A 16,904-nucleotide genomic window follows, 5' to 3' on the forward strand; every position below is an offset into this window, starting at 1 on the left:
GCCGGTCGACTCCGACCGCGGTTCGAACGTGGTGCGCTCGGCGGCGTCCTCCTCCGCCCCGACGGTGGTCTCGCCGACCCGGCCGCTCGCCGGGGTCCAGGCCGGGGACAGCTCCGCGTCGTCGGCGCGCACGCACCACGTCCCCTGGCCCTCGGCCTCGGCGGCGACCGCGGCGTTGACCTCGCCGTCGTCGGTCGCGGCCTGCACGAGCCAGGCGCCGGCGCAGTCGCCCGGCCGGTACGCCCGGCGCTCCCACGTGATCTCGCCGCGGGCGGCCAGATCGTCCAGCATCGGCGTGGCCTCGGGCGCGATCAGCAGCACGTCGGCGCCGGCGGCCAGCAGCGTGGGGACGCGGCGCTGGGCGACGCGCCCGCCACCGATGACGACGACGCGGCGGCCGTCGAAGCGCAGACCGAGAAGGTAGGGCGGCACGAAAGATCTCCTGGTCGAGACGTGGTCGGTCTGGTCCGGCACCAAAGGTACCCGCGCCGGTCAGGCGCCATCCGGCGCGGCGGCGTCATTCTCGGCCTCCCCGGCCGGACCCGCCGCGGCGACACCGGCGGCGTCCTTGTCCGCGACGCCCGCCGAGTCGAACGTGGCGACCTCGTGCAGCACCCGTACGGCGCCGGCGACGAGGGGCAGGGCGAGGAGGGCGCCGGTTCCCTCCCCCAGGCGGAGCCGCAGCTCGACGAGCGGGCTCAGCTCCAGGAACGCCAGGGCGGCGGCGTGGCCCGGCTCGGCGGACCGGTGCCCGGCGAGGCAGAAGTCGCGGGCGCCCGGGGCGAGCGCGACGGCCACGAGCGCGGCGGCGCCGGCGATCACACCGTCGAGCACGACGGGGACGCGGTGGGCCGCCGCGCCGAGGACGAAACCGGCGAGCGCCGCGTGCTCCAGGCCGCCGACCTGCGCGAGGACCGCGAGCGGAGCGGCGGACGCCACCCGGGCGTCCGCGCCCGCCGTCCCGTCGTGTCCGGGCAGTTCGGTACGGGCGCGGGTGAGGGCGGCCCGGACGACCTCGACCTTCCGGGCGTGCGTGGCGTCGTCGATACCCGTGCCGTACCCGGTGACGTCGTCGGGCGCGCGGCCGGTGAAGGCGGCGATGAGGGCGGCCGAGGCGGTGGTGTTGGCGATGCCCATGTCCCCGGTCAGCAGGCAGCGGTGACCCGCCGCGACCAGGTCGCGGGCGGTCTCGATGCCGACCTCGACGGCCCGCCGGGCCTGCTCGGCGGTCATCGCCGGGCCCCGGGTCATGTCGGCGGTGCCGTTCGCGACCTTCCTGGCGAGCAGGCCGGGCGCCTCGGGCAGGTCTCCCTTGACGCCCACGTCGACGACGGTGACCTCGGCGCCGACCTGCCGGGCGAAGGCGTTGACCACCGCGCCGCCCGCGAGGAAGTTGTGCACCATCTGGCCGGTCACCTCCTGCGGCCAGGGGGTCACGCCTTGGGCGTGCACGCCGTGGTCGGCGGCGAACACCGCCACCGCGGCGGGCGCGGGCAGCGGCGGCGGGCACACGCCGGCGACCCCGGCGAGACGGATCCCCAGCTCTTCCAGCTCACCGAGCGAGCCGCGCGGCTTGGTCAACCGGTCGTGCCGTTCGCGGGCCGCCCGCATCGCCGCTTCGTCCAGCGGCCGGATCGCGGCGACCGTCTCGGCGATCAGTTCCATCTGCTTCTCCCTAGCAGGTCAGGTCGGTCAGCACGGACTTGAGCGCGCCGGTGAAGGCGTCGTTGGTGGCGGCGTCCCGTACGGCGACGCGCAGCCAGTCGGGGCCGAGCCCGGGGAAGGTGTCGCCGCGCCGGATCGCGTAGCCGCGGTCGCGCAGCGCCGCGCGTACGGCCAGGCCGTCCGACGGTCCGGGGACCCGCACGCACACGAACGAGGCCCGCGCGTCGGGCACGACGTGCGCGCCCAGTGCGCGGATCTCCGCCGCCAGCCGGTCCCGCTCGATCGCCAGGTCGCGCGCCCACGCGTCGGCCTCGGCGAGGGCCCGGGGGCTCGTGCAGGCCTCCGCCGCGACCAGCGCCGGGGTGGACACCGACCACAGCGGCTGCGCCTCGGCCAGCCGGGCGATCAGCGACGGCTCGGCGAGGACGTAGCCGACGCGCAGTCCCGCCAGGCCCCAGGTCTTGGTGAGACTGCGGATGACGACCAGCCCGGGGACTCCGGCACGGGACGCGAGGCTCTCGATCTCGCCGGGGACGCAGTCCATGAACGCCTCGTCGACCACCAGCGTCCGGCCCGGCCGGGCGAGCGCCGCGATCGCCGCCGCCGGGTGCAGCACGGACGTCGGGTTCGTCGGGTTGCCGAGCATGACCAGGTCGGCGTCCTCGGGCACCAGGCCGGCCGCGGACGTCGTCCCTTCGCCGGGCACCGCGCCGTCCCCCGAGACCAGGCCGTCCCCCGAGAGCAGGCCGTCTCCAGGCACCGCGCCGTCGCCGGACACCGGCCCGGCACCGGGCACCGCGCCGGCACCGGACGCCGGCCCGTATCCAGGTACCGCCGCGCCTTTCCCGGGCACCGCGCCGAGGCGGAAGTCGCCGTTCAGGATGACCCGGTCCGGTTCGTGTCCCGCCGCCCGCAGCGCGGCCTCCGGCTCGGTGAACTGCGGATGCACGACGACCGGGCGCCGGGGCGTGAGGACGCGGGCGAGCAGGACGAACGCCTCCGCCGCGCCCGCGGTCAGCAGCACCTCCTCCGGAGCGCGGCCGTGACGGCGGGCCACCGCCGCCCGCGCGCGGGCGGCGTCGGGATAGGCCGCCAGCCCGGCCACGCTGTCGCGCAGCAGCGCGGCGAGCCAGGCTGGTGGCGTCCCCGGGCGGACGTTGACGGCGAGGTCCACCAGGCCGGGCCCCACCTCCGCGTCGCCGTGGTGACGCAGGTCGATGTCAGCGCGCATGGGCGTGCGAGGGGTCGTCCGGATGAGCGTGGACGTGCGCGTGCCCGTGGCCGTGCGCGGGGTCGTCGGGATGGTGGTGCGGAACCTGCGGCGCTCCGACGCGGTCCTCGAAGCCCGGCATCGCGATGCGGTACACGCAGGTGTCGCAGTTCATCCGGATGTCGCCGGCCAGGGCCTCCTCGTAGCGTTCGACGACCAGGTCGGCGAGCCCGTCGCAGTCGCCGATCACATCGGCGCACCGGACCTCCACGTCCTCGAAGGCGTGGGCCTGCGCCGCCACACGGTCCGGCAGCACGCCGGGGAACAGGAAGTAGGGCAGCACGACCACGCGGCGCGCGCCGAGCCGGCGACAGCGGTCGAGCCCTTCGGGGACGCCGGGCCGGGCCAGCGACACGAACGCCGGCTCGACCATGCCGAGGCCCCGGCCCTCCCACAGCAGCCGGGCGACCTTGTGGACCTCGGCATTGGCGTCCGGGTCGGTCGAGCCCCGGCCGACGAGCAGCACGGCGGTGTCGGCGCGCTCGGCCGGGTCGAGGACGGCGGACAGGCGCTCGTCCAGGAGGTCCAGCAGCTTGGGATGCGGGCCGAGGGGACGGCCGTAGACGTACGACAGGCCGGGCCGGCGCGCCCGCTCACGGGCCAGCGCGCCGGGGATGTCGCCCTTGCCGTGCCCGGCGGCGACCAGGACCATCGGCACGGCGGCGAAGTGCCGGTGCCCGGCGTCGTACAGCTCGGCGACGGCGTCGGTCAGCGGCGGGGGCGACAGCTCGATGAACCCCCCGGACACGTCGACCGGCAGCCGGCCCCGCAACCGCTCGACGAACCGGCCGAACTCCTCGGCCCCGCTCTCGTCGCGCGTTCCGTGCCCGACCAGCAGCAGCGGCGTCATACGTTACCTTCTTCTTCCTCGTCGGCCGTGCCCTCGTAGTAGAGGAGGGCGTTGAGGGCGGCGGCGGCCACGGCGGAGCCGCCCTTCTCGGAGACGTTGCTGACGGCGGGCAGCCCGCTCTTGCGCAGCGCCTCCTTGGACTCGGCGGCGCCGACGAACCCGACCGGCAGCCCGATCACGAGCGCCGGGTCGACGTCGCGCGCGATGATCTCCTCCAGGGCGGTCGGCGCGCAGCCGACGACCCAGATCGCGCCCCGGCCGACCTCGGCGTACGACAGGCGGATCGCCGCGGCCGAGCGGGTGATCCCCGCGGCCCGCGCCATCCGCGTGGCCGCCGGGTCGCCGACCGAGCAGATCGTCTCCCGGCCGGTGATGCCGGCGGCGACCATGGCCACGTCGGTGACGACCGGCGCCCCCGCCCGCAGCGCCCGCAGTCCGCGCCGCAGGTGGGCCTCGTCGGTGACGAGGTCGACGGCGTACTCCAGGTCGGCGCTGGCGTGGATGACGCGCTCGGCGACCGCCCGCCACAGGGGTGGCATCGGGCTGAGGTCGACGCGCGACCGCAGGATCTCGTACGACTGTTCCTCGATGGGATGGATGGTCCTGGTGTTCATGCACTGCTCCCGTAGCGCTGTTCGAACCGGCCCGCTCTCCAGAGGACGGCCGCGACGAGCCAGGAGATGACGAACACGGCGACGATTCCGTAGCCGAGGTACTCGAACCGGTCGGCGAGGGCGGCGTAGGAGTCGAGGAACGCCGCACCGGCGTACTTGGCGAGCAGGTCGGCGAGGTAGACGCTGCCGATGAAGCCGGCGATCAGCACCGTCATCGCGGTGGTCGCCATGTTGTAGTAGAGCTTGCGCGCCGGGCTGCGGAACGCCCAGGAGTACGCCCGGGTCATCAGCAGGCTGTCGCAGGTGTCCAGCGCGCTCATCCCGGCGGCGAACAGCAGCGGAAGGGTCAGCGTCGCCAGCAGCGGCAGCGCGCCCTGACCCGCGCTCTGCGCGGCCAGCCCGAGAAGGGTGACCTCCGAGGCGGTCTCCAGGCCCAGGCCGAACAGCAGGCCGACCGGGTACATGTGCCACGACGACTTGATCAACGCGCGGGCCCGGCCGCCGAGCACGCGGTTCATCAGGCCGCGGTTGAGGAGCTGGATCTCCAGCTCGCGCTCGTCGAGGTCGCCGCGGGTCATCCGCCGCCACAGCCCGGCGACGCCGCGCAGCACCACCGCGTTCAGGGCCGCCACCAGCAGCAGGAAGCCCATCGCGACGACGACCGAGATGGCTCCGCCGACCTCCCGGAACGAGTCGATCTGCGCGGTCGTGGCCGCGCCCGCCGCCAGGGCGATCACGGTGGAGAGCACGAGCACGACCGTCGAGTGGCCCATCGCGAAGAAGAAGCCCACGCCGACGGACCGGCGGCCGCGCTGCAGCATCAGCCGGGTCGTGTCGTCGATCGCGGCGATGTGGTCGGCGTCGAACGCGTGCCGCATGCCGAGGACGTACGCCGTGACGCCGGCGGCGGTGAACGAGCCGGCCGCGGCGAGGTTGCGGGAGTAGTAGAAGTACAGCGACCAGCCGGTGATGTGCAGCAGCGCGATGACGCCCACGATCCCGGACAGGCGCGCGCGTTCGGCGCGCGTCCAGGTCCCGACCGTCAGCGGCACGGGGGGTGTCGTCAAGGGGCCTCCTTCGACGGCCCGCCGACCCGGCCGGTGCGCCGGGTCGCGGGAAGTTCCTCGATGGCGTCGACCGGGCAGATCTCGGCGCATTCGCCGCATCCGGTGCACCGTTCGGGCAGGACCCGCAGCGGGTCGCCGCCGTGCGCGGCCCACCCGGCGTGCGGGCGGATGGCGTGTTCGGGGCAGGTGAGCAGGCAGGCTCCGCAGCCCTGGCAGCGTTCGGTGACGCGCACGGTCAGGACCGCGTCCCCCGCCCGTCTCCGGGGACGCGGCTCGCTCACGCCCATCGGTACCCGCGCGGGGTGACGAACCGGCCGGCGACCGCGCGGCTGCGGCTGGAGCCGACGATGACGACGGTGAACATGTCGATCCGCGCCGGGTCCAGCTCGGCGAGGGTCGTCAGCGTCACGGTCTGGTCGGGGCGGGCGGCGTTGCGGACGTACCCGACCGGGGTCTGCGGCGGACGGTGCGCGGCGAGGATCGCGAGGGCCTTCGGCAGTTGCCAGTCGCGGGCGCGGCTGCGCGGGTTGTAGAAGCAGACCGTGAAGTCGCCCTCGGCGGCGGCGGTGACGCGGCGTTCGATGACCTCCCAAGGGGTGTGCAGGTCGGACAGGGAGATGTAGGCGTGGTCGTGGCCGAGCGGGGCGCCGAGCAGGTTCGACGCGGCCACCGCCGCCGTGATGCCGGGGACGCCGTCGACGTCGATGTCCGCGTCGGCGAACTCCAGCGCCGGGCTGGCCATGGCGTACACCCCGGCGTCGCCGGAGCCGACGAGCGCGACCGCGCGGCCGGCCGACGCCTCGGCGACCGCGGTGCGGGCGCGTTCCTCCTCCTGGCCGAGGCCGGAGGCGATGACGCGCGTGCCGGGCCGGATGAGGTCGCGGACCTGGTCGAGGTACTGGTCGAGGCCGACGACGACGGACGCCCGCTGCAGCGCGGCGATCGCGCGCGGCGTGAGCAGGTCCCGCGCGCCGGGCCCGAGCCCGACGATGGCGAGCCGGCCGCGCGGGGCGAGCCGGGCGACGGCGGCCGTGGCGTTCGCGGACTTGCGCTTCTCGACGACGAGTTCGGCGGCCCGGCCGTGCGTCCGCGCGCCGTGCAGCGCGGCGGCCTCGGCGACGCTGGGCGTGCCGACCTCGGCGCGGACCACCTCGGAGGGGTTGGGCACGGCGACGGCGGCGAGCGCCTCGGCCGGGTAGGTGACGACCTCCCAGCCGCGTGCCGCGGCCGCCTGGAGAATGCCCTCCTCGTCGGCCTTGAGGTCCACGGTCGCCAGGCAGCGGACGGACGCGGGGTCCAGCGCGCCGGCGGCCAGGGCCTGGTCGACGAGCGTCCCGACCTCCTCGGCGGACACGCCGCGCGCCGAGCCGACGCCGACGACGAGGGACTTCGGCCGGTAGACGAGCGCGCCGCCGAACCACCCGTCGTGGCACATGCAGTCCATGGCGGCGTGGTCGGTGACGAGGACGCGGTGCGCGGCGTCCTCGGCGCCGGCGGTGACGTTGGGCGGCAGCGGGGGCAGCGGCCAGTCCTCGGCGCCCTCGATCCGCACCGGCTCGCCGGACAGCACGGCCGCGCCGACGTGCGCGAGCACGGTGGGGTCGTGCACGGTGAAGCCGAGGTCGGCGCCGTAGGAGTCGAGCGGGGTGACGTTGCTCCGGTCGCTGGCGGTGGTCACCACCGGCGTGCAGCCGAGCACTCCGGTCAGCCGGTGGGCGAGCAGGTTGCCGCCGTGGTGGCCGCCGAGGACGGCGACGGCGAACGCCATCGACTCGTCCACGCAGACGACCGCGGGGTCGGTGGTCTTGTGGCCGAGCAGCGGCGCGAGGACCCGGACCGTCGCGCCGACGGCGAGGAGGCTCACGATCGCGTCGCAGGTCCGCCACGCCTCGCGGAGCGCGTCGGCGGCCTTGTCGGCGGTCAGCACGCGGACCTCGTCCGGCCAGGCCGCGCGCAGCGTCTCGGCCGCGACCCGGCCGCTCGCGGTCGCCGCGACGACCCCGATCCGCCCCATCGTCTCCGTCACCGCGACCTCCCCGTCAGCACGAACACCGGATTCTGCGCCTCCAGCCGGAACGACCCGCCGGGCAGGTCGGCGAACCGCGACGCCGCCAGTTGCACGCCCTCGACCGCATAGCCCGCGTCGGCCAGCAGCCGCCGCGCGGCCGCCGCCCGGTCGACCGCCGCGAACGTCGCCACGACCGTCTCGGGACGGCGGGCGAGCGCACCGCCGAGCGCGTCGAGGCCGCCGCCGCCGACGAACACCGCGTCGGGGTCGGGCAGCCCGTCGTACGCCTCGGGCGCGGCGCCCGCGACGACCCGTACGCCGGAGGAGCGGGCGTTGCGGCGGATCAGCTCGCAGGCCGCCGGGTCGCGCTCGATCGCGATGACGGCCGCGTGGTGCTCGGCGCACTCGACGCCGACCGACCCGCTGCCCGCGCCGACGTCCCAGACGAGCCTGCCGAGCGTGGGCCGCAGGCGGGACAGCACGACGGCCCGCACCTCCCACTTGGTGATCATCCCGGCGCGGTGCGCGTAGGAGTCGTCCGCGTGCGCCCAGCCGTCGGGCGGCGCGGCGGGCTGGTCGTGCACGCGGGCGGCGGCCGCGAGCCGGTCCTCGTCGAGGACGACCACGACGTTCGGGTCGGCCCAGTCGCCGGCCGCGGCCTCGGCCGGCGTACGGCGGACGACGCGCTCGCCGGGACCGCCGAGACGCTCGGCCACCCAGAGGGTCCGGTCCCATCCGGCGAGCCCGGCGGCGATCTCGCGGGGGCCGCAGGCCGGGGAGGTCAGGACGGCGACCTTGGGCAGCGCCCGGCACGCGTTGAGGGCGGTGCGCGGGTCGCGGCCGTGCGCGCTCACCACCACCGCGTCGTCCCAGGGCAGGCCGATCCGCGCGAACGCGGTGGCCACCGACGACACGGCGGGCAGCACCTCCGGGGCGTGGCCGCGCCCGCGCAGCGCCCGCAGGATGCCGAAGAACGCCGGGTCGCCGCTGGCCAGCACGACGACGTCGCCCTCCGCCGCGTCGATGTCCGCCAGCGCCCCCGCCACGTCGCCGAGCACGACGCGGCGGGCCCGCTCCGGCGGGCGTACGGACTCCAGGTGCCGCCGGCCGCCGACCACCAGGGAGGCGGCCTGGAGCCGGTCCGTCGCCTCCCGCGACAGCGGAGAGCCGTCGCAGCCCACCACGGTGATCATCGGGCGAGCCGCCCGTACATCGCGATCATCCGCTTGCCGGTGAAGTCGACCAGCACGACCTGCGCCGCGATCCCGCTCGCGCCGGGCACTTGGGCCGCCTGGTCCGCGGCGAAGTGTTCCAGCACCCCGGCGACGCGGCGGCACAGCTCGCGGCCGGCGCGGCCGAGCAGCCCCGCCTCCTCCCACAGTTCGTACGCGTGGCGGGCGGTGTTGGCCTCCGCGACGCGCGCGGCCAGGTCCGCCGAAGCGCCCATGTCCCTGGTGATCTCGCCGAGCAGCGCGGTGTCGACCTTCGACCGGGTGTAGTGCGTCATCAGCACGCCGGACGCGAGCTTGGTCAGCTTGCCGGCCATCCCGACGAACACCACCTGCGTGACGCCGTGCTCCACGGCCCTGCGCAGCGCGGCGCCGGTGAAGTCGCCGACCTCGACGAAGCACACGTCGGGCAGTTTGGGCAGCAGCGTCATCGCGCCCTGCTCGGTACGGCCGCCGGTGCACAGGACCAGCGTCCTCTCCCCCTGCGCGGCCAGCACCGAGACCGCCTGCTCGACGCTCGCCCGCCACGACGCCGTCGAGAACGGCCGGACCACGCCCGTCGTGCCCAGGATCGAGATGCCGCCGAGGATGCCGAGCCGCCTGTTCGTGGTCTTGCGCGCCATCTTCTCCCCCTCGGGCACCGAGATGACGACGCGTACGCCCCGGGTGTCCAGGTCCACCGACTCGCCCACCGCCTGCTCGATCATCCGCCGGGGCACCGGGTTGATCGCCGGGCCGCCGACCTCCAGGCCGAGGCCGGGCTTGGTGACGACCCCGACCCCGACGCCGCCGTCCAGCTCGATGCCCGGCTCGTTCCGCCAGGAGACGGTGGCGGTCAGGTGGGCGCCGTGCGTGACGTCCGGGTCGTCCCCGGCGTCCTTGACCACGACCGCCTCGGCGCGTCCCTCCCCGAGCGCGCAGGAGTCCACCGCGAACGTCACCCGCCGGCCCGACGGCAGCGCCACCTCGACGACCTCCGGCGCGGCGCCCGTGGCCAGCGCCTCCGCCGCGGCCTTGGCCGCCGCCGAGGCGCAGGTGCCGGTCGTCCAGCCGGTGCGCAGCGCTTTGCCGCGGACCTTCATGGTCCGCGGCATGTCGGGCTCGTACGGGGTGGTCATCGCCCGCTCAGCCGCCCCGCAGCGCCCGGCGCGCCGTACGGTCCGCCCGCCGGTGGCCGTGGAAGTGGCCCGGGTGGTACAGGTGCGAACGCGTGCCGCCGGCCGCCAGCGCCGCGCCGACCAGCACGAGGGTGTGCTTCCACAGCTTGTGCGCCTTGACCGTCTCCTCCAGGGCGTCCAGGCGGCACCGCACGATCAGCTCATCCGGCCAGGTGCACTGGTAGGCGACCACGCACGGCGTGTCCGGCGGGTAGCCGCCCTCGAGGAGCTCCTCCTGGAGCTGCTTCGAGCGCGCCGCCGACAGGAACAGCGCCATCGTCGTGCCGTGCCGGGCGAACTCCCGCACTTCCTCCCCCGGCGGCATCGGCGTCTTCCCCCCGCCGAGGCGGGTGAGGATCACCGACTGGGCGACCTCCGGGATGGTCAGCTCCCGCTCGACGGCGGCGGCGACGGCCGAGAAGCTCGACACGCCCGGCACCACCTCGGCGTCCAGGCCGAGGGCGCGGCAGCGGTCGAGCTGCTCCTGCAGCGCGCCCCACAGGGCCGGGTCGCCGGAGTGGATCCGCGCCACGGTCAGCCCCTCGGCGGCGGCGCGCTCGTAGTACGGCAGCACGCCCTCCATGGGCAGCCGCGCCGAGTCGACGATCTCCGCGTCCGAGCGGGCGTGCTGGAGCACGTCCTCGTGGACCAGGCTGGCGGCCCAGATCACCACGTCCGCCTCGGAGATCGCCTTCGCGGCCCGGAACGTCAGCAGGTCCGCCGCGCCCGGCCCCGCCCCCACGAACACCACACGTCCGGTCGTCACGATTTCCCCCTGTTCAGCTTGCCGCCGGTGACGGTCCGGCGGCCGGGCACGATCAGCGTCGACAGGTACGGGACCGGCCCTTCGAGTCCCTTCGCCGCGCGCACGTCCTCGTCGGGCAGGCCGAGCCGCGCGCCGTACACCGCGTCGTCGAGCCGGCCGGCGTCCCGTACGGCCGCCAGGGTCTCGTCCGCGACCCGGCCGAACTTGTACGCGACGACCGTGTCGCAGGTCTCCAGGGCCGTGCGCAGCCGGCCCGTGCCGCCCGTCAGCGGCAGCAGGCACAGCGACTCGTCGCCCTCGGTCAGGACCGTCCCCGACCGCGCGGCGAGGTCCTGCATGGCGGTGACACCCGGCACGGTCTCGACCTCCACGCCCGGCTCCCGGTCGCGTACGGTCCGGGCCAGGTAGGTGAAGGTGGAGTAGACGTTCGGGTCGCCGATCGTCGCGAACGCCACCGTCCGCGCGCCGCCGGCGAACGCCTCGACGACCCGGCGCGCGGCGGCGTCCCACGCGCCGACGCGCCGCTCGCTGCGCCCACCCCGGTCGTTGAGCGCGAAGACGACGCGCTCGGCCCGGTCGGTGTACGCGCGTACGACGGACTCGGCGCGGCCGGGCTCGTCGAGCGCCATCACCGGGACGAGCACGACGTCGGCCTCGCGCAGGATCCGGACCGCGCGGACGGTGACGAGCTCGGGGTCGCCCGGCCCGACACCGACGCCGATCAGCCGCTTGTCGGTGTTCACGTGAGCTCGCTCTCCAGCAGGCTGAACAGCACGGCGTCGACCCGCCCGGCCGGGGTGAGGGTGGCCTCGCGGAGCACGCACTCCCGGGTGAAGCCGGCCTTCGCCGCGACGGCCTGCGAGGCGCGGTTGCCGACGGCGGCCAGCAGCTCGACCCGGTGGAGTCCCTTCTGGAAGGCGTACGCGGCGGCGGCGCGCGTCGCCTCGACGGCGTACCCCTTGCGCCGCGCCCACGGCGCGATCCAGTAGCCGACCTCGACGCGGCCGTCCGTCCAGTCCGTACGGCTCAGGCCGACGGTGCCGACGAACCGGTCGCCGCCGACGATGGCGAAGTTGATCCCGTGGATCGGATCGACGTGGGAGTCGGTCAGGCACCAGGCCAGCGCCGTCTCGGCGGTCTGGGCGGGCGCCCACGCCATCCAGCGCAGGATCTCCGGGTCGTGGCTCGCCGCGAGGACGTCACCGGCGTCGCCCTCCTCGAACGGGCGGAGCAGCAGCCGCTGGCTCTCCAGCAGCACACCCTGGTCGAAGGTCATCGGCACGCTCCCACGAAACGGCTCGCCATCTCCGGACTACCAGCCCAATGGAGATGAAGGTAGGAGGCAAGTCGCAGGCGCCCGGCGAATCCCTCCGGATCGGCGCCCGCCCACCGCCAGGCGGGCTCGGCGCCCGGTCCGGGGCTCACCGCGGTGCGGTGGAACTCGTGGCCGCGGAAGCGTTCGCCCGTCCGCGCCACCGGCGAGTCGCGCAACGCCACCGCCTCCCGGTAGCCGAGCGTGAGCCGGCCGGTCATGCGCGCCTCCGCGTCGAGGACCCCGCACATCGGCGCCCCGTCGAGGGTGCGGGCGAGGTAGAGCAGGCCGGCGCACTCGGCGTAGATCGGGCCGTCGATCGCGGCGACCTGCCGGCGCAACGGCTCGTTGGCCGCCAGCTCCGCCGCGTACATCTCGGGGAAGCCGCCGCCGATCACGACGCCGCGCGTGCCCTCCGGGAGCGCCTCGTCGCGCAGCGGGTCGAACGGCACGACCTCCGCCCCGGCCGCGCTCAGCAGCTCGTCGTTCTCGGCGTACCCGAACGTGAACGCCGGTCCGCCCGCCACCGCCACCACCGGACGCGCGGGGCCCGCGGTCCGTTCCAGGGGCCGGGCGGCACCCTCCGGTTCCCCGAGCCGTACGGCGGCCTCCGCCGGACCCTCGGGGCGGTCCGCCGGCGCGGCCGGGTCCCAGGGGCGGGCGTCGATCGGCGGGGCGCCGTGGACGAGGGCGAGCAGGCCACGAAGGTCGCAGGACTCCTCGACGAGCGCGCCCAGCCGCTCGACGGTGCGTACGGCCTCGGCGCGGCGCTCGGCGGCCGGGATGAGGCCGAGGTGACGCGACGGGGTGGCGACGTCCGCGTCGCGCCGCAGCACGCCGAGCACCGGCAGCCCGGTCTCCTCGATCGCCGCGCGGCAGATCCGCTCGTGCCGCTCCGAGCCGACCCGGTTGAGGATCACGCCGCCGATCCGCACCGTGGAGTCGTAGGTGACGAACCCGTGGACGAGCGCGGCGATCGAGCGGCCCGCCGACGAGGCGTCCACGACGAGGACGACGGGCGCCTCCAGCAGCCGGGCCACGTGCGCCGTCGAGGCGAACCCGCCCCCGGCGGCCTCGGCCCCGTCGAACAGCCCCATCACGCCCTCGACGACGGCGACGTCCGCGCCGCGCGCGCCGTGCAGGAACAGCGGCGCGATGAGGTCCTCGGAGGTCAGCCAGGGGTCGAGGTTACGGCCCGGCCGCCCGGCCGCGAGCGTGTGGTAGCCCGGGTCGATGTAGTCCGGCCCGACCTTGTGCGGCGAGACGGTCAGCCCGTCGGCGGTCAGCGCGGCCATCAGCCCGGTCGCCACCGTCGTCTTCCCGCTCCCGGAGGCGGGGGCGGCGACGACGAGTCTCGGCATCCTCACCGGGCCGGCCCCGTCGTCGGGAAGGGGCTCACCACTCGATGCCCTTCTGCCCCTTCTGGCCCGCGTCCATGGGGTGCTTGACCTTGCCCATCTCGGTGACGAGGTCGGCGAACTCCACCAGGCGCGGGTCGGCGTCGCGGCCGGTGATGACGACGTGCTGGTACCCCGGCCGGTCCCGCAACGTCGCGATCACGTCCTCGACGTCCACCCAGCCCCACTTCATCGGATAGGTGAACTCGTCCAGCACGTACAGCGTGTAGGTCTCGGCGGCGAGGTCGCGTTTGATCTGCTCCCAGCCCTCGCGGGCGTCCGCGGCGTGATCCTCCTCCGTGCCGGGCCGCTGGATCCACGACCAGCCCTCGCCCATCTTGTGCCAGTCGACCGGGCCGCCCTCGCCGGACTCGCCGAGCACCCGCAGCGCCCGCTCCTCGCCGATGCGCCACTTCGCGGACTTGACGAACTGGAACACGCCGATCGGCCAGCCCTGGTTCCAGCCGCGCAGGGCCAGTCCGAAGGCGGCGGTCGACTTGCCCTTGCCCGGCCCGGTGTGGACGACGACGAGGGGCCGGTTGCGGCGCTGCCGGGTGGTCAGCCCGTCGTCGGGCACCTGCGACGGTTTTCCCTGCGGCATGTCAGTCCTTCCCGGAACGGTGGCGGGGCGAGGTCATGGCGTCGACGGAGACTCCGGTCACGGCGACGCCGGGGAGGCCGGTCACGGCGACGCCGGGGAGGCCGGTCACGGCTCCGAACTCATCTGCCTGGCCGTCGCCCAAGTACTGCTGGGCTTCCATTCCGAAGCCCGCTGGCTGCGCTTCGCCCGGACACGGCTCAGACCGTGGCGATCGCCGGGTCGCTGGTGCTCGGGCGTCCGCTCTCGACGTGACCGGCCAGCCGCCGGAGGAACCTCTCGTCGTCGGACACGATCGACAGGTCGTACCAGCCGTGGCGGCGACGGGCCGACGCGACGTGCACGGCGTGCCCGCCCGGCCGCAGCCGGTACGTCACCGGCCGCTCGTCGCCGTAGGCGTCCTTGACCGTCAGCCGTACGGGCTGCTCGCCGTCGTTGGTCAGCACCAGGCGAACCCGTTCAGCGCTCCCGTCGTGGCGTGCCGACACCTCCGGGCCGGCGCCGCCGCGGCCCGCGATCCGCCGGAAGAAGCCGTTCGGGCCGTGCACCTCGAAGTCGTACGCGCCCGGACCCCACGTCCCGGAGAGCCGCGTGCCGTGCCCGATGGTGTAGGTCCAGGGCCCGCCGGGGTGAGTCGCGGAGGTGACCTGGAGGGCGGTGGCCGCCGCACCGTGCTCGGCGAACTCGATCACCAGGCCGGTGGCGCTCGCGCGACCGTCCGCCATCAGGTCGTACGGGAGCGGCCGGGCGGGGCGCAGCCCGCGCTCCTGACGGGGCAGTGCCGGGTGCGCCGGCGGCTTCGGCACGTAGTCGGGGTGCCGGTCGCGGTCGGGCGGAAGGTACCCGCTGGTGTCGGGGAGGGCGGGCATCGCGGCGGCCGTCCGGCCGAAGTCGAACGCCGAGGTCAGATCGCCGCAGACCGCTCTGCGCCAGGCCGAGATGTTCGGCTCCCGGACCCCGAGGCGCTGCTCCATGAAGCGGATGATCGAGGTGTGGTCGAAGACCTCCGAGCACACCCAGCCGCCCTTGCTCCACGGCGAGACCACGAACATCGGGACGCGCTGCCCGAGGCCGTACGGGCCCGCGACGTCACCGCCGGGCCCCGCCGGGTGGTAGACCTCGCCGCTGACGTCCACCGTCGAACGTCCCCGCGCGGGAGACGACGGAGGGTACGGCGGCACCGCGTGGTCGAAGAAGCCGTCGTTCTCGTCGTAGGTGATGAACAGCGCGGTCCTGCTCCACACGTCCGGGTCGGCGGTCAGCGCGTCCAGGACCTGGGCGATGTACCAGGCGCCGTAGTTGGCGGGCCAGTTCGGGTGCTCGGTGAACGCCTCGGGAGCCGCGATCCAGGAGACCTGCGGCAGCCTCCCCGCCTTGACGTCGGCGCGGAGGACGTCGAAGAGCCCCTGTCCGTGCTTGGCGTCGGTGCCGGTGCGCGCCCGGTCGTACAGCGGGTCGCCGGGCTCGGCGTTCCGGTACTGCGCGAAGTACAGCAGCGAGTTGTCGCCGTAATTGCCGATGTAGGCGTCCCCGGTCCAGCCCCAGTAGCCCTTCGCGTCGAGGCCGTCGCCCACGTCCTGGTAGATCTTCCACGAGATCCCGGCCTTCTCCAGGCGCTCCGGGTAGGTGGTCCATGAGTATCCCGCCTCGTCGTTGCCGAGGACCGGGCCGCCGCCGTTGCCGTCGTTGCCGGTGTAGCCGGTCCACATGTAGTAACGGTTCGGATCGGTCGGCCCCATCATCGAGCAGTGGTAGGCGTCGCAGATCGTGAAGGCGTCGGCCAGCGCGTAGTGGAACGGGATGTCCTCGCGGGTGAGGTAGGCCATCGTGGTGGCGGTCTTGGCCGGCACCCAGCGGTCGTACGCGCCGTTGTTCCAGGCCGCGTGCCCGCCGTTCCAGCTGTGGTCGAGGTCCTGGAGAAAGCGCAGGCCGAGGTCGGTGGCGTCCGGCCGGAACGGAAGGACGTCCTTGGTCCCGTCGGACTGGTACCAGACCGGCTTGCCGCCGGGCAGCGTCACGGGCCGCGGATCGCCGAAGCCTCGCACGCCGCGCAGCGTGCCGAAGTAGTGGTCGAAGGACCGGTTCTCCTGCATGAGCACCACGATGTGCTCGATGTCGCGCAGGGTGCCGCTGCGGCGGGCGGCGGGGATCTCCGCGGCGCGGGCGATGCTCGTGGACAGCGCGGTCATCGCGGCCGTACCACCGGCGAGCTGCAGGAATCGTCGACGGTCGATGCTCATGAGGTCCTGCCTCGGAGTTCGGGGTCATCGGGGCAGGACAGTGATCTCAAGCGATTCACAACTCATCACGGCCGACGGGATAAATCCGGGAGAAGCCTTGGCCAACCCGGACCGCCGCGCCCGGGCCCGGGGAGGCGCCTCGGCGGCACTCGCTCCGGGTGCCGTCTGAGCACGAGGCGCCCGCCCGCGCCGCTCGGGGAACCGCCGGGTGCGTCAGCTCGCGCCGAGTCTCCGGAGCGGCTTGCGCCTGGCGGCCTTCTTGACCGCGGCCGGCAGGTCCCGCAGCGGACGTTCCCGGCCGCGCTCCTCCCGCTCGACGAGCCGGCCGAGGGCGAACGCCTCGACGGCCGGCGTCCCGGTCCGGCGGGCCAGCTCACCGAGCCGCTCGGCGGCGACGACACCGTCATGGTGGGCGCCGAGCACCTCCTGCAGCCGCTCGGCCCGGCGGGCCAGCTTCTTGGCGGGTGAGCCCAGGGCGGGCGCGGCGGCCTCGGCGGTGTAGCGGGCGCGCTTGGCGGCCTTCCTGGTCCGGTGCAGTGCCGCGTCGCGCGCGGGACCGGCGGGCAGGCCGGCCGCGTGGGCATGGCGGCGCAGCATCTTCCGCCAGGCCTTCGCGACGGCCTTGGCCGTCTCCGCCCGGGCGGGGGGGGGGGGGGGCCCGCGGGGGGGGGGGCGGGGGGGGGCGTGGGGCGCGGGGCGGACGGGGTGGGCGTGGGGGCGGGGGGGCGGGA

17 protein-coding genes are annotated in these 16,904 nt (G+C 75.1%); all 17 read right to left on the reverse strand.

Translation table 11 applies throughout. The features are described 5' to 3' along the window. Window positions 1-432, reverse strand: a 432-nt coding sequence (locus tag AB0K82_RS40980) for an NAD(P)-dependent oxidoreductase (protein WP_364408053.1), incomplete at its 3' end; no start/stop codon positions are given. A gap of 60 nt (window positions 433-492) precedes the next feature. After that, the gene (gene cobT / locus AB0K82_RS40985) at window positions 493-1,665 is read right to left on the reverse strand and encodes a nicotinate-nucleotide--dimethylbenzimidazole phosphoribosyltransferase (protein WP_364408056.1); all 1,173 of its coding nucleotides are present in this window, start codon (window positions 1,663-1,665) and stop codon (window positions 493-495) included. Window positions 1,666-1,675: 10 nt separating this feature from the next. Beyond that, window positions 1,676-2,896, reverse strand: a complete 1,221-nt coding sequence (locus AB0K82_RS40990) for an aminotransferase class I/II-fold pyridoxal phosphate-dependent enzyme (protein WP_364408058.1) — start codon at window positions 2,894-2,896, stop codon at window positions 1,676-1,678. Next, window positions 2,886-3,785 (reverse strand): sirohydrochlorin chelatase, encoded by a 900-nt coding sequence (locus AB0K82_RS40995; RefSeq protein WP_364408061.1) that lies wholly within the window; start codon window positions 3,783-3,785, stop codon window positions 2,886-2,888. The genes AB0K82_RS40990 and AB0K82_RS40995 overlap by 11 nt, the downstream gene beginning before the upstream one ends. Then, the gene (locus AB0K82_RS41000; RefSeq protein ID WP_364408064.1) at window positions 3,782-4,399 is read right to left on the reverse strand and encodes a precorrin-8X methylmutase; all 618 of its coding nucleotides are present in this window, start codon (window positions 4,397-4,399) and stop codon (window positions 3,782-3,784) included. The genes AB0K82_RS40995 and AB0K82_RS41000 overlap by 4 nt, the downstream gene beginning before the upstream one ends. Next, the gene (locus AB0K82_RS41005) at window positions 4,396-5,466 is read right to left on the reverse strand and encodes a HoxN/HupN/NixA family nickel/cobalt transporter (protein WP_364408067.1); all 1,071 of its coding nucleotides are present in this window, start codon (window positions 5,464-5,466) and stop codon (window positions 4,396-4,398) included. The genes AB0K82_RS41000 and AB0K82_RS41005 overlap by 4 nt, the downstream gene beginning before the upstream one ends. Continuing rightward, window positions 5,463-5,747, reverse strand: a complete 285-nt coding sequence (locus AB0K82_RS41010; protein WP_364408069.1) for a 4Fe-4S binding protein — start codon at window positions 5,745-5,747, stop codon at window positions 5,463-5,465. The genes AB0K82_RS41005 and AB0K82_RS41010 overlap by 4 nt, the downstream gene beginning before the upstream one ends. Beyond that, complete coding sequence (cobJ, locus tag AB0K82_RS41015; protein WP_364408072.1) at window positions 5,744-7,492, reverse strand: precorrin-3B C(17)-methyltransferase; 1,749 nt, start codon at window positions 7,490-7,492, stop codon at window positions 5,744-5,746. The genes AB0K82_RS41010 and cobJ overlap by 4 nt, the downstream gene beginning before the upstream one ends. After that, window positions 7,489-8,667 (reverse strand): precorrin-6y C5,15-methyltransferase (decarboxylating) subunit CbiE, encoded by a 1,179-nt coding sequence (gene cbiE / locus AB0K82_RS41020; RefSeq protein ID WP_364408075.1) that lies wholly within the window; start codon window positions 8,665-8,667, stop codon window positions 7,489-7,491. The genes cobJ and cbiE overlap by 4 nt, the downstream gene beginning before the upstream one ends. Further along, window positions 8,664-9,821 carry a cobalt-precorrin-5B (C(1))-methyltransferase gene (locus tag AB0K82_RS41025; protein ID WP_364408078.1) on the reverse strand — a complete coding sequence of 386 codons (1,158 nt, stop codon included), beginning with the start codon at window positions 9,819-9,821 and terminating at the stop codon, window positions 8,664-8,666. Before AB0K82_RS41025 ends, cbiE begins: the two co-directional genes overlap by 4 nt. A gap of 7 nt (window positions 9,822-9,828) precedes the next feature. Next, window positions 9,829-10,626, reverse strand: a complete 798-nt coding sequence (gene cobM / locus AB0K82_RS41030) for a precorrin-4 C(11)-methyltransferase (protein ID WP_364408081.1) — start codon at window positions 10,624-10,626, stop codon at window positions 9,829-9,831. Then, window positions 10,623-11,369, reverse strand: coding sequence for a precorrin-2 C(20)-methyltransferase (gene cobI, locus AB0K82_RS41035; RefSeq protein WP_364408083.1), 747 nt, complete (start codon window positions 11,367-11,369; stop codon window positions 10,623-10,625). Before cobI ends, cobM begins: the two co-directional genes overlap by 4 nt. Further along, complete coding sequence (locus AB0K82_RS41040) at window positions 11,366-11,902, reverse strand: GNAT family protein (protein WP_364408086.1); 537 nt, start codon at window positions 11,900-11,902, stop codon at window positions 11,366-11,368. The genes cobI and AB0K82_RS41040 overlap by 4 nt, the downstream gene beginning before the upstream one ends. Continuing rightward, entirely contained in the window at window positions 11,899-13,299 is a 1,401-nt protein-coding gene (locus AB0K82_RS41045; RefSeq protein ID WP_364408123.1) for a cobyrinate a,c-diamide synthase, read from the reverse strand. Before AB0K82_RS41045 ends, AB0K82_RS41040 begins: the two co-directional genes overlap by 4 nt. A gap of 34 nt (window positions 13,300-13,333) precedes the next feature. Then, the gene (gene cobO / locus AB0K82_RS41050; RefSeq protein ID WP_364408089.1) at window positions 13,334-13,936 is read right to left on the reverse strand and encodes a cob(I)yrinic acid a,c-diamide adenosyltransferase; all 603 of its coding nucleotides are present in this window, start codon (window positions 13,934-13,936) and stop codon (window positions 13,334-13,336) included. 197 nt (window positions 13,937-14,133) lie between these two features. Then, window positions 14,134-16,173: a phosphocholine-specific phospholipase C gene (locus AB0K82_RS41055; protein WP_364408091.1), complete on the reverse strand. Its 2,040-nt coding sequence runs from the start codon at window positions 16,171-16,173 to the stop codon at window positions 14,134-14,136. 213 nt (window positions 16,174-16,386) lie between these two features. Then, the coding region (locus AB0K82_RS41060; RefSeq protein WP_364408094.1) for a CHAD domain-containing protein at window positions 16,387-16,904 on the reverse strand (518 nt) is incomplete at its 5' end.

Origin of the sequence: Actinoallomurus sp. NPDC052274 (assembly GCF_040679475.1) — a bacterium.
Taxonomy (GTDB): Bacteria; Actinomycetota; Actinomycetes; order Streptosporangiales; family Streptosporangiaceae; genus Actinoallomurus; species Actinoallomurus liliacearum.